This window comes from Candidatus Dormiibacterota bacterium, from assembly GCA_035536395.1.
Lineage (GTDB): Bacteria > Patescibacteriota > Saccharimonadia > UBA4664 > DATLOE01 > DATLOE01.
The window spans coordinates 15,715-30,333 of record DATLOE010000018.1; the positions used below are offsets into that span (position 1 = coordinate 15,715).

Annotated in this window: 19 protein-coding genes and 1 tRNA gene; 2 read left to right on the forward strand and 18 right to left on the reverse strand. The window is 50.6% G+C overall.

Annotated elements, in window-relative coordinates; genetic code table 11:
• Positions 1-14 precede the first annotated feature (14 nt).
• Positions 15-1,595, reverse strand: a complete 1,581-nt coding sequence (locus tag VNA68_02850; GenBank protein ID HVE81045.1) for a hypothetical protein — start codon at positions 1,593-1,595, stop codon at positions 15-17.
• 167 nt (positions 1,596-1,762) lie between these two features.
• On the opposite strand from VNA68_02850, the gene VNA68_02855 reads away from it, so the two are divergent.
• A complete protein-coding gene (locus tag VNA68_02855) occupies positions 1,763-2,104 on the forward strand; it encodes a hypothetical protein (protein ID HVE81046.1) in 342 nt (113 codons plus the stop codon).
• The gene (locus tag VNA68_02860; GenBank protein ID HVE81047.1) at positions 2,094-2,453 is read left to right on the forward strand and encodes a hypothetical protein; all 360 of its coding nucleotides are present in this window, start codon (positions 2,094-2,096) and stop codon (positions 2,451-2,453) included. The genes VNA68_02855 and VNA68_02860 overlap by 11 nt, the downstream gene beginning before the upstream one ends.
• A 57-nt stretch (positions 2,454-2,510) precedes the next feature.
• Here the strand turns inward: VNA68_02860 and VNA68_02865 are convergent, their stop codons facing one another.
• The 17 genes from VNA68_02865 to VNA68_02945 form a co-directional block, all read right to left on the reverse strand.
• Positions 2,511-3,068, reverse strand: coding sequence for a hypothetical protein (locus VNA68_02865; protein ID HVE81048.1), 558 nt, complete (start codon positions 3,066-3,068; stop codon positions 2,511-2,513).
• Between the two features lie 13 nt (positions 3,069-3,081).
• Positions 3,082-4,308: a hypothetical protein gene (locus tag VNA68_02870; GenBank protein ID HVE81049.1), complete on the reverse strand. Its 1,227-nt coding sequence runs from the start codon at positions 4,306-4,308 to the stop codon at positions 3,082-3,084.
• Positions 4,305-5,279 (reverse strand): carbohydrate kinase family protein, encoded by a 975-nt coding sequence (locus VNA68_02875; protein ID HVE81050.1) that lies wholly within the window; start codon positions 5,277-5,279, stop codon positions 4,305-4,307. The genes VNA68_02870 and VNA68_02875 overlap by 4 nt, the downstream gene beginning before the upstream one ends.
• Before the next feature lie 77 nt (positions 5,280-5,356).
• Positions 5,357-5,914 carry a hypothetical protein gene (locus VNA68_02880; GenBank protein HVE81051.1) on the reverse strand — a complete coding sequence of 186 codons (558 nt, stop codon included), beginning with the start codon at positions 5,912-5,914 and terminating at the stop codon, positions 5,357-5,359.
• A gap of 63 nt (positions 5,915-5,977) precedes the next feature.
• A complete protein-coding gene (locus VNA68_02885; GenBank protein ID HVE81052.1) occupies positions 5,978-6,871 on the reverse strand; it encodes a fructose bisphosphate aldolase in 894 nt (297 codons plus the stop codon).
• Position 6,872: 1 nt separating this feature from the next.
• Positions 6,873-7,286, reverse strand: coding sequence for a hypothetical protein (locus VNA68_02890; GenBank protein HVE81053.1), 414 nt, complete (start codon positions 7,284-7,286; stop codon positions 6,873-6,875).
• Complete coding sequence (locus VNA68_02895; GenBank protein HVE81054.1) at positions 7,283-8,245, reverse strand: transketolase family protein; 963 nt, start codon at positions 8,243-8,245, stop codon at positions 7,283-7,285. Before VNA68_02895 ends, VNA68_02890 begins: the two co-directional genes overlap by 4 nt.
• Positions 8,242-9,090 (reverse strand): transketolase, encoded by an 849-nt coding sequence (locus VNA68_02900; protein ID HVE81055.1) that lies wholly within the window; start codon positions 9,088-9,090, stop codon positions 8,242-8,244. Before VNA68_02900 ends, VNA68_02895 begins: the two co-directional genes overlap by 4 nt.
• A complete protein-coding gene (locus tag VNA68_02905; protein HVE81056.1) occupies positions 9,087-9,734 on the reverse strand; it encodes a hypothetical protein in 648 nt (215 codons plus the stop codon). Before VNA68_02905 ends, VNA68_02900 begins: the two co-directional genes overlap by 4 nt.
• Before the next feature lie 3 nt (positions 9,735-9,737).
• Positions 9,738-10,181 carry an RpiB/LacA/LacB family sugar-phosphate isomerase gene (locus VNA68_02910; protein ID HVE81057.1) on the reverse strand — a complete coding sequence of 148 codons (444 nt, stop codon included), beginning with the start codon at positions 10,179-10,181 and terminating at the stop codon, positions 9,738-9,740.
• A 13-nt stretch (positions 10,182-10,194) separates the two neighbouring features.
• Positions 10,195-11,202 carry a type I glyceraldehyde-3-phosphate dehydrogenase gene (gene gap / locus VNA68_02915; protein ID HVE81058.1) on the reverse strand — a complete coding sequence of 336 codons (1,008 nt, stop codon included), beginning with the start codon at positions 11,200-11,202 and terminating at the stop codon, positions 10,195-10,197.
• A gap of 66 nt (positions 11,203-11,268) precedes the next feature.
• Positions 11,269-11,802 (reverse strand): DUF3105 domain-containing protein, encoded by a 534-nt coding sequence (locus VNA68_02920; protein HVE81059.1) that lies wholly within the window; start codon positions 11,800-11,802, stop codon positions 11,269-11,271.
• Between the two features lie 105 nt (positions 11,803-11,907).
• Positions 11,908-12,273, reverse strand: a complete 366-nt coding sequence (locus VNA68_02925; GenBank protein ID HVE81060.1) for a hypothetical protein — start codon at positions 12,271-12,273, stop codon at positions 11,908-11,910.
• Between the two features lie 21 nt (positions 12,274-12,294).
• Positions 12,295-12,364: transfer RNA gene (locus VNA68_02930), tRNA-OTHER, on the reverse strand.
• A 203-nt stretch (positions 12,365-12,567) separates the two neighbouring features.
• Positions 12,568-12,954, reverse strand: a complete 387-nt coding sequence (locus VNA68_02935; GenBank protein HVE81061.1) for a plastocyanin/azurin family copper-binding protein — start codon at positions 12,952-12,954, stop codon at positions 12,568-12,570.
• Positions 12,954-13,637 (reverse strand): hypothetical protein, encoded by a 684-nt coding sequence (locus VNA68_02940; GenBank protein HVE81062.1) that lies wholly within the window; start codon positions 13,635-13,637, stop codon positions 12,954-12,956. The genes VNA68_02935 and VNA68_02940 overlap by 1 nt, the downstream gene beginning before the upstream one ends.
• A gap of 28 nt (positions 13,638-13,665) precedes the next feature.
• Positions 13,666-14,619, reverse strand: a complete 954-nt coding sequence (locus VNA68_02945; GenBank protein ID HVE81063.1) for an FAD-dependent oxidoreductase — start codon at positions 14,617-14,619, stop codon at positions 13,666-13,668.

The window sequence follows — 14,619 nt, forward strand, 5'->3', positions numbered from 1 at the left end:
ATAAACTATATTGTCTACGGTGCCGCCTGGAAGGTAATGCCGGAAAGGCTAATAAACCCGTTGTACGTACCATATGCAACTACCTGCCCATTACTGGCTTGGACTTCGATCGAAGTATTCCCGCCGTAGGATAATTGAAACTGCTCCCATGCCGCCGGGCGATATCCTACCGGCAGCGCAAATACTCCAGTGTTCATTGTTCCACTCTTAGTCACGCCTCTAAGGTGAACGATGCCAAAGTGATCCTTGCGAAATGCCACTGTAGCATAATTTCCTCCGTAATTTGTCCATGTGTTTAAGAAAGCTGGCTCACCTCCAGCTCCCACCTCATGCCAGGCTTCTTGGGCGGCTAAGTCGGCTGAAGTAACTGAGCCATCCACAATTGAAGCGCTGTTAACACTAGCTGTAGTTATGCGTCCATCCTTATCTATCGCGAACTTCTCTGCTCCGTTGTTACTGACGGATAGTAGTTTAGCTCCTGCGGTAGAGTATGTTACTGAGGTATTAAACTTGAACCCAACAGCACTGGCTCCATCGGCTACGCTTGAGAACAGTATGCCGGCTGAAGTGTCTACCCCTAGGTAGGTAGTAGCTCCGGCATCGTTCTGGACTCTAAAGGCAGTGGTTGAGGTCTTTTGGATAGAGTTAGTATTAGAGAAGGTATTGGCTGCACTTAAGAGGGCTACATTACTACTTAAGGCACTGTCTGCTACCTTGCCAGCTGTCGAGATAGTATTAAGTTTAGAGTCAGCTATAGAGCCGGCTAGTTCAGCATTCTCTATCAGCTGGCCTAAGAGTGAGACCGAGGAGTTTAGTCTGGCGTTATCTACTGTGCCAGAGGTTAGTTGAGTGGCATTAAGGGAGGTAAGTAAGACTCCGGAAACAGCTGGCAGTTGGGTGGAGGCGTTTAGCTGTACCAACTGAGAAACCCCATTGAAGGTGTTGCCCTGGATGGTGACGTTGGAGCTTAGTGCACTATCTGCCACCTTGCCGGCAGTGGAGATTGTCAGCAGTTTACTATCAGAAATACTACCGGCCAGTTCTGCATTCTCTATGGTTTGGCCCAGTAGAGATACATTGGCAGACAGTCTCCCATCGGCTAGGGTGCCGGAAGATATATTAGTGGCATTAAGGGAGGTTAGTGAAGCACCTGAGCCGCTGAAAGTAGAGGCGATGATAGTGCCTGAAACATTGATGTTGCCGGTCTCTTGGACTCCGGGAGATGTGGCTTGCAACGATACACAAGTGCCATTAGGGCAGGTGGCAGTGCCAGAAGGGCCCTGGGCACCAGTTGCACCTGTTGCACCAGTGGGGCCAGTTGAGCCTTGAAGACCTTGTTCTCCTTGCGGGCCGGCTGAGCCTTGGAGGCCGGTGGGGCCTGGGGTACCGGCTGAGCCCTGGGGGCCTTGAGGCCCTGCCTCGCCAATCAAACCAACAGTGCCTTGTGATCCAACTGCACCCGTCATCCCCTGCTCGCCTTTGGGACCACGTTCACCGGGGTAGACAAGATGTCGGTCTGCCAAGAAGCCCGAGGTGGCACCTATAATGGTGGTGATTACAGATATTACTGCGAGCTTGCCGAAAGTAAGCTTCATAGGCAATAGTTCCCACCAGAAATATGCACGGATATATACTCCAACATATTCTCATTATATTGCTTATGCTTACCTGATGCAACAGATTATGACTAATTGACAAAGTATATTAAACATTATACTGTCGTATAACTTTCTGCTGTCAGAAGATCTCGGAAGGAGTACAAATGGAAATCCAGTTTTTCATTGGGTTTATTATCACATTTACAGCTTTCGCTTTTCTGTTGCATGGTCGCAACGTGGGGATAGGGCTATTTCTTGGAGTAGTAGTGTGGACAGGCATATGGATGATGGTGGAGTCTACAGAAAATTCGGCCAAGGACAGCGTCCTGTCCAACCTCAGCAAGCGCTGTGTCATAGAAGGCACCGTGTACCAATACCCTGGGCAAGACGTAAAAGCCGAGACCAAGAAGCTGCGCGAGGCGGTCTTTGACCGAGCCAAGTGCACGGGGTCAATCAGTCTCAAGGTAGTAAAACCCGAAGCAGCTGGGGGAGTAAATGGCAAATAGACTGTTTACTCTCGCAGCAATAGTGGCAGTTCCGGCTCTAGTGATGGCGGTTGCCTGGGAGAACGTTTGGCTGACGATTGCCATTCTGCTTTGCGCGTCGGCAGTCGTAGCCATTCCCATAATCGCCCACCGCTGTACAGACAACGGCCTTTGGCAGAAGTCAGATACTAACCGCCGGCGCGAACACCGCGCGATAATCGGCGTGCTGCTGGTTTTCGGAATAGCAATATTACTGGCAGCTTTGGGGCGTAATGGTATTCATGAACTTTCGCTTGGCCTGCTGTGTATCGCCACTCTGCTCTTGGTAGCTGGAGTCGTACTGCAGCCAGCCAAAAAAAGTAAATCATGATGCCCAAAGGGGCGTGAGTAGTTCTTCCGGCAGCCGCCAGATGAACGAAAGCGCCCCTTAAACTTTTTTGTTTTTAATATCTAAAATCTCAATTAAACGGTCTATTAAAGCTTCGGGGTTATCATCGAACAGCACGGTGTGGCGGCGGCGCCTGGCGGCCTTAAGCACCTCGGCAATCGCGTCACTTATCCCACCCGAGCCAATTATTACCCCAATCGGCGTCTTCTCCTCAAAAGCGATAGAGAACTCCTGCATGGTGCCGATTCGCCCGCCAATAGTCACCAGCGCATCGCTGGCCCGGACCAGCAACAAGTCGCGCCCGGTATAGCCGAACCCGGTACATACTATACTGTCGTACGATTTATATGGAAGCTTATAGGTATTAATGTGTTCACGGCGGCTGATGGCCGGGGAGAAACCAATTGAAACCCCGCCGGCCTTTTTGGCACCCATAGCCGCAAAATCGGGCAGCCCGGTGGTGGCGCCGGTTAGAAGCACATGCCCGCGCTTAGCAACACATACACCGGCTCGCTCGGCCAGCAGGTAAGATTTTTTAACGCTGCTGCCGCGAGCAGCACCGGAGACGCATATTTGATAGGGGTACTTTTTGCTCATGCTTCTCCTATCATCAAAGCTTTTCCGGGGCAATTAGATCATTATTCAGCTTAACCAGTAACTGCTCTTCTAGCACTTTCTGCCCCATATAGCGGGCAAAGATCTCATTCCACAGCGATTCCCGGAAATGATATAAGTACCGGTCTTGGTATTTGAGTCCGTTAGAATAACTAAGCGAAATATCCATGAGATTGAAAGTAACGGGACCGTCTGGCTTCATAACCGCCACATAATCCATATCGCGCCAGGCAGTAAGGTACGGATCGACTTCATACAGAAGTTCCTCAGCCTTGCGCCAATGTAAATCCTCTGGCTGAACGTGGGGTTCAAAAATCTCGGGATGCGGCTCATTTTTTAGCTTACCAAAGTAGCGCTGTATAACCCGCCAGTGGATGTTCTGCCCTTGGGTAATCGGAATATTCGGGGTATCGGCAATTAGGGTAGTGGCGACAATTTCACCAAAGTTCTGCTTGTTCTTAATCAGTTTAAAGAAAGAGCTGTACAAGCGGATTTCATTAAAATAGTGGAAGATTAGCGGCATAATTTTAAGCGTGACACCCGGCATATGTTTGATTTTAATCGGCAGAATACAGATGGCGCCTAGCTCTTTGAGGTTGGTAATGTTATGCAGCTTCTTGGCTACAAAATGCTCGGTAATGCCGCCCCACTTTTTAGCATCAAAGCGGATTATCTGAATGTCACGCGGCTCAAAATCGCTGTGTTTCAGCTGAGCATACTGTGCATTAAACTCGTTCAGCCAATCGGCAGTTTCGGCAAAGCGTAGTGCACCGTAGATTTCAAAAACGTTTTCGTTCCGCAGCATTTCGGCCAGGTTCTTATAGCCCAGATGCTTTATAACCTCCTTAGGCGGCATTTTCTTCAGCAGTGCTTCAGCGACCTTCACCTTCAGGAAGCAGCCGGAGCGCGGCATATCTACCTGCTGGACATGCTTAAGAATCAGTGGAATCATCTGCGCTACATCGGCTGGATCACTGCCCCCGATAGCCTCAGCTAGTTGATGATCGTGCTTGGCTACTTGATCTATTAATGCCTGATACAGCTCGGGACCGGTACATTCCGGATCTAGCTTTAAACGCTTAATAAACTCGGCCGATTTTGTAGCTACTTCCGCCGTCAGCGCCACATCTACACCCTTGCGCCCGCTGCGATCCTCTAGTTGTTTTAGTGCTGTATCAAAGAGCGGCTGTTTGGCCTGTAAAAATTCCCCCAAGCGGCTCATATGGAGGCTCTTTTTACTTTCATCCGCTTAACTTTATGCCCTTCCCGTAAAATTCCGGCTTTGGCTCCGATCTGCTCCACTACAGAGGTCGAATTAGCGCTGCCTAGGCTCATGGCGTCTTCTATCGGCATGCCTTTGGCAATCGCGGCTACGAACCCAGAGCAAAAGGCGTCACCCGCGCCCAGCCTATCCACCACCTTCACCTTCTTATACTGACCGGTGTAGTAAATGATATTACCGACGGTAGCATAGCTGCCGCGAGGGCCGTCTGTCATCACCACGTAATGGCATTCCGGCATCGCGTTTACCATAGTTTCTACCGGCGTTTCGCCGCCGAACAGCAGCTGCATCTCTTGGCGGTTGGCCATTAGTATATGCACTTGGCTGAGCAGTTTGCGCAGCTTAGCGGCATTGGCCAGTTCTCCCCCGCCGGGGTTGAGTGCTACTTTTATGTTGTACTTACTTGCATGCAGCAATAAGCGCTTGAGTAATTCCAGATTACCGCTAAGCGAAGAGATGTAGAACCAATCGGCATCCAGAACTTGATTATAAAAATCCTCAGGGCGCAAATAACTGGAGGCTCCACGATAAGAGAGAATAGTACGCTCACCATTGGGGGCCAGCAGAATAGTGGAGTATCCGGTGCCATGCTTGTGGTCTATTTTTACATGACTGGTAATAATGCCCTCTTTCTTGAGTACCCTCATAATCTCGGCGCCGGCCGGATCGCGGCCGATTTTGCCAGAATATGAACTAGTGAGGCCTTGGCGGGCAAAGGTCACGGCCGCATTAGCCGCTCCGCCGCCAGTATCGTAATGCACAGCCTCAATATCGAGCTTGGCGCCCAGCGGAAACTGCTCCACATAGCTATGGGTGCGTACATCACGCTTAGCTGCCAAGTTCTTGCCCATTAAAAACACATCTTGAGTGGCCGAACCGATAGAAATTACTCTGATATGCGAATGATCCATTTGCCTTAATTATACCGGTTATGGTTTAAAAAATATATCGTTTTTTGCAAAGTTTTCAGATTAAAGCTTGTAAATATTTACTGCAGTGGCTTGGCGGTTTCAAAGGCTTGCTTCAGAAGCTTTTTCTGCTTGTCGGCCAGGCCTTTGGCCTCAGCAATATCTGAGCAGTAGGCCTGAGGTTCAGAAAATTCCACATGCACGCTGCCAACCTTCTTGGCAGCCCCCGAATTGGGCAGGCTCAGCACCGAAGGGTCGCTGCCGAATTTAGTCATGGCGCCGATGGGTCCTTGCGCGGCAGCGCAGCCGGTATCAAGCTTGAGAAGCGACTTAGTGCTGAAGTAAACATAGGTGGCAGTGTAGGCCTTGCCGTTTGCGTCTGTTTCCTGCTGGTCGGCCTTGGTGTAGTAGATTAAGTCATCAAGCCCTTCGGGCAGAGTCATCTTAATGCCGAGCTCTTTTATACTAATGCTGCTTTCTTTCTTCTTTTCGGTCTTTTGCTCTTTTGCGCTGTTTTCCTGCACGGTGCGAATCTGAGTAGCCTGCCAGTACGCAAACCCAGCCAGAGCCAGAATAATCACTATTAAGATTATCTCGAATAAAAGCGTTCCGCGTTGGTTCTTAATTAAGTTTTTCATGCTCACTTCCTTGATTCTTCTTATGCTTAATAATGCCTTTTTACGGCCAAAAAGTCAAATTCTCTACTGTTTATTTGTAGAGGCATCGTATACGGCTGCAATAGTATCCTCTAGCATCTTATTAAACTCTTCATCGGTCTGGCTGGCACTTAAGCCCTCCGAGAGTGCTCTGTTAAAGCTGGCTATAACATTATGATTGCGCTTTAAGCGAACGCAAGCTTCGCGGGTTCCATAGCCCCCTGATAGCGCCAGAACTCTGATGACCCGAGGATGCTCGGTAAGCGGGCGGTAAAAATCATCCTCCTCCGGCAAGGTCAGCTTAAGCATGACTTCCTGACCTGGGTTTAGGGCATCCAGCTCTGACTGCAGTTGGCTGCGCAGCTCCTGCTCGCACTCAGCCTTATCCGCGGCATGAATGTCTACTTCGGGTTCTACGATCGGTACCAACCCGGCAGCTGTCACTTGGCGCGCAAACTCAAACTGCTGGCTGACTGCCTCGGCGATACCGGCCTTGGAGTAGCTTTTGATAAGCGAGCGCATCTTGGTGCCGAAGATGTTCTTCCCAGCGGCAAACGCGAGCAGCTCTGGCAGTCCTGGCACCGGCTTCATTAGCTGCACCCCATTTGATTCCTCGGCTAAACCATTATCGGTCTTCAGGAATGGCACAATCTGTTTACGCTGCCACAAGTAATCAGCGCTATCCAGACCGTCTATCTGGCTCTCCGCGGTAGCCTTGAATAGAATCGCGCCTAATATACACTCGCCGCTAAAGGCTGGGCTGGTGACTATTCTAGTGCGCATTTTGTGGACCAGCTCAAACATTTCGGCCTCACTGGAGTACGCGCTCTCTGGTATGCCGTAGCTAGCCAAGGCGCCAGGTGTGCTGCCGCCACTTTGATCTAGGGCCGCAATGAACCCTTTACCTTGTTTGATTTTTTCTAATTGCTCACTACGCATATCAGGCCTCAATTAAAGCTAGGTTACCATTAATGATGGTCGGCTGCATTCCCAGTAACTCATCACGCAAGATGCCATTTGGTACTGGATTATAAAAAAATATTTTCTTACCTAGCTCAAACGCTTTGTAAATTTCTAAAAAAGTCGCTCCGCCAATATAATTTTCTTGATCGTCTTTCTTATAATTAATCACTAAGATCGCATCGTTCAAAGCAATCTTTTTATTTTGCTCCTTAATCATCTCTGCCTTCCACTCAGCATGAGTAAGTTCGCCTTTGACACGCATTTCATCTTCGCGAGCAGGATTATCAAAACTGTTTGGAAGGGTTATGGTGTGACCAGCTTCCTCGAGTGGTTTTTTAATTTCTAAAACTTTGTCATAAAACGCCTTACTGCAAACGATGAAAATTCTCATTTAACAAGTTCCTCGACAATTTTAACAATATGCGGGGCGGTCAGACCGAAATGCTCAAGCAGCTCATCTGGCTTGCCCGATTCACCGAACCTATCTTTCATTCCAATCCTTCTTAGCGGCACGGGGTGGTTTTCGCCGACTAGTTCGGCAATCGCTCCGCCCAGGCCGCCGTTAATCTGAGCTTCTTCAACCGTAACCACTCGGCCGGTCTTGCGGATGGAAGCCAGCAAGGTCATTGTATCAAGCGGCTTTACAACCGGCACGTTTATGACCTCGGCCTTAATCTTCTTTTTAGCGAGCATCTCCGCTGCCTCAAGCGCTTGGTAGACCATCGGCCCGCAGGCCGCTATTGTGACATCGCTGCCCTCGCGGAATACCTGGGCTTTGCCCAGTGCAAAAGGCGTCTCGGCCGTTGTTACAATCGGAGACTTTTCGCGCGCCAGGCGGATATAGGCCGGGCCGGTGTGGGCGGCAATGGCCATGGTAGCCTTTTCGGCCTCCAGGCTGTCGCAGGGCACTACTACCATCATATTCGGCAGCGCGCGCATTAGGGCGATGTCTTCCAGCATCTGGTGGGTGGCGCCGTCTGGGCCCACCGATACTCCAGCATGGGAGCCGGCAATTTTAACGTTAGTATCATTCAGGCAGATGGTGGTGCGAATCTGCTCCCAGTTGCGCCCGGGGGAGAATGCCGCGTAAGAGGAAACGAACGGTACCTTGCCCACAAGGGCCATTCCGGCCGCAACCGTCACTAAGTTCTGCTCGGCCACGCCGACTTCCACGAAACGTTCGGGGAAAGCCTTGGCGAATCCGTCCATTTTGGTCGATTCGGTCAGGTCCGCGCACAGAGCCACAATCTGCCCATTGCGCTCCCCGGCCGTCACTAGCCCACGACCGAAGCCGACGCGAATCGCCTCCTGCTCAACCTCCTTCTTATGCAAGTCTGGGTTGAGCTTCATTCGTGCTCTCCACGAATACGCCCTTTAAGCGTTCTCAATTCATGCAAAGCTTTTTTGGCCTCCTCTTTATTCGGCGGTTTGCCGTGCCAGCGGAAATCATGCTCCATAAAGTCCACTCCCTTGCCCGGTGTGGTGTAGGCGATTATTACGGTCGGTTGTTCGCTGACTGATTTAGCCATATTGCAGGCATCAATAACTTGCTGCATATTATGGCCGTCGATTTCAACTACGTGCCAGCCGAATGCCCGCCACTTGGCCGGCAGGTCTTCCAGCGGCATTACGGTCTCGGTTGGGCCATCGATCTGAATATTATTGCGGTCGATAATGGCGGTAAGATTATGCAGATTGTATTTGGCGCCGAACAGAGCGGCCTCCCAAATGTTCCCCTCCTCCAGCTCGCCGTCGCTCATCAAGCAGTATATACGTCTATCTTTTACGCCATCTATTTTCAGTGCCATTGCCATACCACAGGCCTGAGAAAGCCCGCTGCCCAAGGGGCCGCTAGTGGTTTCCATACCCGGCAGGCGTTTGCGCTCCGGATGGCCCTGCAGTCGGGAGCTGAATTTGCGCAGAGTCGCAAGCTCACTAACGGGAAAATACCCGGCCCTAGCCATAGTGGCATAACGCACCGGCACAATGTGGCCATTCGAAAGCACTAGCCTATCGCGCTCCGGCCAATCGGGGTCCTTTGGGTCGTGGCGCAGAATTCTAAAGTACAGGGCCGTAAAAATATCGGCCATGCCAAGCGGGCCGGCCGAGTGCCCGCTGCCGGCTTGTACCAGCATCTTAATTATGTCCTGCCGGATCTCGTTAGCCTGCTTCTCTAGCTGGGGTATCGTCATCATCCCGATTTCCTCGCAGACTCAGCTGCGTTTACCAAAGTCTTATAAGCAGCTTGCGGATCCTGAGCAGAATGAATATACCCACCGGCATAAAGCACGTCGGCGCCGGCCAGGGCCGCCTCGCGCGCGGTAGAATCATTAATTCCCCCGTCTACGCTAATCTCCAGCTCAGGCTTAAGCTGGCGGAGCTTTGCGATTTTTGCCAGCTGGTCGGCCTGGAACTTCCCGCCGTTATAGCCGAGATGTCCGGTAAATACCAATACGTGATCGATGCTAGGCAGCAAAGACTGAACCATTTCAGGTGTGGAGCTCGGTAGCAGGGCCAGACCAGTACGAATATGCAGATCGCGGCACTTTTGCAATAAGGCAGCTTTATCTCCCTCTGACTCAAAATGAAAAATTATTAGGTCGGGCTTAAGGCTAGCGGCGGTTTCGAAGTGCTCGGCCGGGGTACCGACCATCAAATGCAGATCTAGCTTTACCTCGGGCAAGCCATAGGCCTGGGCCAGGCCGATGGTAGGATTATCGGTAAACTTGCCGTCTGAGATATCAATATGAATGCGCCTGGCAAAAGGTTTAAGCTTTTCTATCTTTAGCGCAAACTCCTCTTTGGAGGTAGCTAAAATTGTCGGTACGATTTCTATCATGGCTCAACCATATAATTGTTCTATCTGCTGGATCCTTCTCACATATCTCTCTTCGCCAGAGAACGCCTGCTCCAGAAAGTTATCCACAATCGCAAGCGCCGTGTCCATATCTATCATATGGGCGGGAAGTACTAGAATGTTGGCGTCGTCGTCGTGCCGGGCGGCCCTAGCCTCAGCCGGGCTCCAAATAAGCGCTGCACGTATGCCGCGTACACGGTTAGCCGCAATCGCCATACCCTGGCCGCTGCCGCAGACCAGAATACCAAATGCCTTTTCTTCCCCCAGTACCTCGGTGGCTACAGAGTAGGCATACTTAGGATAATCATCAGCCGCATCCAAAGTTATTGCCCCCTTGTCTTCCACCTCATAATTCGAATGCTGCAGATGCTCGCGAATCGCATTCTTCATCTCAAATCCGTTGTGATCAGTTCCCAGAAAAACTTTCATGATTGCTCCTTACTCAAATAGTTCTGCCTACTAGTACGATCTCTTCCACCATGCGATTGCAGTAACCCCATTCGTTATCGTACCAAGCTACGACCTTTACCAAATTACCGCCGACTACGTTTGTAAGCTTCAGGTCGGCAATGGCTGAAAAAGTATTACCAATGAAATCACTGGAAACAAGCTCCTCTTCGGTCACGGCCAAAATATGCTTGAGGCGCGGGCTTTGAGATGCATGTATTAGGGCTGCGTTTACCTCCTCTATCGTCGTATCCTTTTTGGTCACAAAGGTAAAATCGCTCAGGCTGACAACCGGTGTTGGCACCCGAATGCTCAGGCCCTCAAAAATACCCTTAAGCGCGGGGAAGGCCCGGGCGGCCGCCTTAGAGGCGCCGGTTGTAGTCGGCACAATGTTCTCAGCAGCATTGCGCGCCTCGCGCAGATCCTTGGCCGGCCCGTCCTGCAAGGCTTGGCTGGCGGTATAGGAGTGAATAGTGGTCATCATGGCCTTTTCTATACCGAATTCGGCCTCTATTACAGCCGCTACCGGGGTAATGCTATTGGTGGTGCAGGAGGCATTGGAAACCACGGTGTCTTTGGCACTAATCTGATCTTCATTTACACCAATGACGTAGGTGGGAATAGTTTCTTCTTTGGCCGGAGCAGAAATAATTACGCGCTTAGCGCCAGCAGTCAGGTGCTTTTTGGCATCTTCATAATGGGTAAAACGGCCGGTACTCTCTACCACCACATCAATGGCCAGCTCTTTCCACGGCAGAGCGGCCGGATCTTTTTCGGCCAGTACCTGGACTTTATGCTTACCGACAATAATATGCTGTTCGTCGCAATCGACTTCTTGATGGTAAAGGCCGTAGTTCGAATCGTGTTTTAAGAGATGAGCCAGGGTCTTGGTATCAGTTAGGTCGTTGACAGCTACCACCTCCAGCTCCGGATTATCGAAGGCGATCTTGAAGGTATTGCGGCCAATGCGGCCAAACCCATTAATAGCGACTCGAATAGCCATATGTCTGTTTTTGCCTGTTTACAGGAGTAATTATATAAGCATTAGCGCTTTACTACAAGGTAATAACTAGGGTACCAGCTCTGGTCCTTTATCGAGATGGCTTTTGTAAAATTCAATAATCTGCTTTTCATCGACATTATCGAGATTTAGGGTGTATGTCCAGGCCGCCAATTGGACGGCGTTGCTGTTTTTGGCTCTTGGCACCACAATCGCTTTGATGCTGCCAAACTGTTGGCTGCGGGGCAAAGTATTAAACAAGTTCTTTAGCTTATCTATCTGGGCCTTCGGCAGATCCGGCTTGTAAGCGATTACAATACCACCGTGCTCCATATTATGTATTAATGTCTCGTCGGCCAGCTCCTGCTCTTTTACCCCCCAGGGAGCAGGGCTTGTGTAATGCGGCCCAGAGCTGGGCAGATCGGAATTATAAGGCTCATGGGCAGCGCCGTTTGTAATGTGTTCCTGGCCCTGATCGGCATGCTTGGTACCGGCATTTGTCTTCGTGCTCGGAGTCTCGGCCGGCGGCTTGTTGCCCCCGCCTAAGTAAAAAACACCGATCATAACTGCTGCGACTGCAGCGACAGCTACACCTAACCACATATTACTTCCTTTGCGTACCGCTTAATAAAACAATAAATAGTATAACAAGCTTTAATAAAAAGCCGAACCCCGGACGCGTTATGCGTCCGGGGCTTATTGTTACCGCTATGCTGCAATGACCGTTTGCTGTTGCTTGCCCGATGTAACCGGCAAGCCTTTACCCCTGATCATGCTTCTGGAAACATCAACTGATCTGTATGACAGCCTCAGATGGCCGGCCTTAAGATGTTCTTCGCAGTGGATCAGGGCCTCCAAAAGCCGTTCACGCCGTACCATCACCTTGACGCTGCGGAATTTGTCTCTCAGAACCCGATTACGATCGCGCTCAGTCAACCGATCCATAACCTCTCCGGTTTCCGTATGCACGCTCCGAAAGCCATTCCAGGCAAGCATCAGAGCTACGGCTTGAAGTCGGTTGTAGTCGGGTTCAAAGTGAACCAACTCCCACGTTCCGTCCATCTCCCACCTCACTAGCGGTTGTACTGTACAAGATCAGGGTGGCTGGACTCGAACCAACAACCGACAGCTGTGCCATCCGCTCTACCAATTGAGCTACACCCTGAAGTTTTCCGTCGCAATAATGTCACTATTAAAAACGGCCTCTGTTGAGGCCTCTGTAACTTACTGCTTTTAGTTAGCGTACATGAAGCCTCACTGTTGCCGTATCGGCAGCAGCACAACAAAGGCGCGAATAATTGCGTTGTGCGTGTAAGTCTTCACGAAGAATAAACTACTCCTGGTAGCCTCGGTTGTCAATCCCTCAGGCTACTCAGTGACAATGACGGTACCTGTCATCCCTGCATGCGGCTGGCAAAGATAGGTATAAGTACCGGCTTTGGTAAAAGTAAAGCTGTAGCTTTCACCCTTACCCAAAAGTGCGCTCCTTGGGCCATCGGTCTGATCACTGATTACATCATGCAAGTCTGCATCTTGGTTGGTCCATGTGACTAGGGTGCCCTTTTTAATGGTGATGGTCTTGGGGTTAAAGGCAGTATTTTGCATGATAACCTCATTTGTGGCCACAGGGTTTTCAGATGAAGAAGCTGGCTGCTCCAATGTTTGTGGTTGTCTGCCACCACCTAGGTACATATAGGTGCCGACTCCGGCGGCAGCTAGCAGAATTACTAGAACGATAATAGTAAACTTCTTCACTATTTCTCCTTGTATTTATCGTTAAATTGGCTGATCGCACCCTGAGCCAGCTGGTCGGCTAGCTGGCCTAGTTTGCCTACATCGGCCTTTTCCCGCTCGAACGATTTAGCATACTCCCCCGCCCGGTAAGCGTCTGCTACAGATTTAACCAAACCGATATGTTCATCTAGATGCTTCTTCAGGTTAGCTTTAGAGAGCTGGGGGTTAAGCTCGGCGAGCGAGCCGATGACTTTTTCTATGTTTGTATTCAGCTCAGAGGCTTTGGCGGTAATTGCAGTCTGGTCTCCTCCTTTAATCGCTTCTGCATAGGTCCGAATAGATTTGGTGTAAGTGTCCCAGGCAACTCTAACTTGCTTTGCTTTATCTTCCCCATAGTCATCGGCCAGCAGTTTCTGGAGATCACTGGAATTCTCATCCAGGCTGGCTGAAGCCAAATCAAGATAAGGCGCTCCGTCTAGTGTCGCCCGAGTTAATCTTGCTGAAAGGCCGGCATGTGCGCTAAAGACAGTGTTTAACTCCACCCGTAAATTGGCAGCCTTTGTGTAGGCATCCGCCTGGCTAGCGACTGGTGTAGTTGGAATAAGTTGGTTTGCGATTAGCACACTACCACCAAAACCTGCACCTATGCCCAGTAACACAGATATTAAGGCTACCGTCAGACTTGATGTTTTATCTGGTTCCATGATTCTTACTTATTTTAGCATAAGCGCTTTAATACTGAGGCGATTTGGCAGGACGACGGTTCATGGAATCTATGTGATGGCGTATGGCAATAGCAGCTGTAACCCCCTCCCCCACGGCGCTTGCGATCTGGCCGGTAGAGCCCCCACGAATGTCGCCGGCCGCAAATACGCCAGGCTGACTGGCAGCAAAGTTCTTATCGACTTTTACAAACCCTCGTTCGTCCAACGCCACAGCACCCTTCACCCAACCGGTATTCGGAATAAGACCGATGAATACAAAAGCGCCGTCGGCCTGAATGTGGCTCACTTCACCGGTTTTGGTATTACGAATGGCAGCACCGGTAAACTTCCCTTCCTCACTATCAAAGCTATCAACCGCGGTATTAAACTGAATGTCGATCTTGGGGTTCTGCACCGCCTGCTCAGCCAGGATTTGTGTGCCTTTTAGGGCCGGTCCGCGCACCAGCATTGTCACTTTATCAGCAAACTTGGTTAAAAACTGACCTTCTTGCAGAGCCGAGTTACCGCCTCCTATAGCCAGCAAATGCTTACCGCGGTAAAAAGCGCCGTCGCAAGTAGCACAGTAATGCACCCCCTTGCCGGTCAGCTCCTTCTCTCCCAGTACACCCAGCTTTCGGTATGCCGTACCCATGGCGAGCAAGATGGCCTTGGCTTTAAATTCCCCGCCTGAAGTCGTAACTGCTACACCTTCTTCATGGCTTGCAATCGATTGCACCCGAATGCCGGTTTTTATCTCGGCGCCGAAGCGCTTAGCCTGCTTACATAAATTATCGGCCAGCTCAATACCGCCGATGCCCTCTGGGAACCCCGGGTAGTTATCGACATGCTCGGTGGTGGCTATCATTCCACCTACCACCTCAGCTTCCAAAACCATCGTCTTTAAATCTTCACGCGTAGTGTAGATGGCGGCAGCTAGGCCGGTGGGACCAGCACCGACTATGACTACATCATATTCCTCCAC

Coding starts and splice junctions, on each gene's coding strand:
- VNA68_02905 (HVE81056.1), bottom strand. CDS start 9,734: ATGATAGAAATCGTACCGACAATTTTAGCTACCTCCAAAGAGGAGTTT.
- VNA68_02870 (HVE81049.1), bottom strand. CDS start 4,308: ATGAGCCGCTTGGGGGAATTTTTACAGGCCAAACAGCCGCTCTTTGAT.
- VNA68_02940 (HVE81062.1), bottom strand. CDS start 13,637: ATGGAACCAGATAAAACATCAAGTCTGACGGTAGCCTTAATATCTGTG.
- VNA68_02880 (HVE81051.1), bottom strand. CDS start 5,914: ATGAAAAACTTAATTAAGAACCAACGCGGAACGCTTTTATTCGAGATA.
- VNA68_02885 (HVE81052.1), bottom strand. CDS start 6,871: ATGCGTAGTGAGCAATTAGAAAAAATCAAACAAGGTAAAGGGTTCATT.
- VNA68_02875 (HVE81050.1), bottom strand. CDS start 5,279: ATGGATCATTCGCATATCAGAGTAATTTCTATCGGTTCGGCCACTCAA.
- VNA68_02890 (HVE81053.1), bottom strand. CDS start 7,286: ATGAGAATTTTCATCGTTTGCAGTAAGGCGTTTTATGACAAAGTTTTA.
- VNA68_02895 (HVE81054.1), bottom strand. CDS start 8,245: ATGAAGCTCAACCCAGACTTGCATAAGAAGGAGGTTGAGCAGGAGGCG.
- VNA68_02860 (HVE81047.1), top strand. CDS start 2,094: ATGGCAAATAGACTGTTTACTCTCGCAGCAATAGTGGCAGTTCCGGCT.
- VNA68_02910 (HVE81057.1), bottom strand. CDS start 10,181: ATGAAAGTTTTTCTGGGAACTGATCACAACGGATTTGAGATGAAGAAT.
- VNA68_02855 (HVE81046.1), top strand. CDS start 1,763: ATGGAAATCCAGTTTTTCATTGGGTTTATTATCACATTTACAGCTTTC.
- gap (HVE81058.1), bottom strand. CDS start 11,202: ATGGCTATTCGAGTCGCTATTAATGGGTTTGGCCGCATTGGCCGCAAT.
- VNA68_02865 (HVE81048.1), bottom strand. CDS start 3,068: ATGAGCAAAAAGTACCCCTATCAAATATGCGTCTCCGGTGCTGCTCGC.
- VNA68_02850 (HVE81045.1), bottom strand. CDS start 1,595: ATGAAGCTTACTTTCGGCAAGCTCGCAGTAATATCTGTAATCACCACC.
- VNA68_02920 (HVE81059.1), bottom strand. CDS start 11,802: ATGTGGTTAGGTGTAGCTGTCGCTGCAGTCGCAGCAGTTATGATCGGT.
- VNA68_02900 (HVE81055.1), bottom strand. CDS start 9,090: ATGATGACGATACCCCAGCTAGAGAAGCAGGCTAACGAGATCCGGCAG.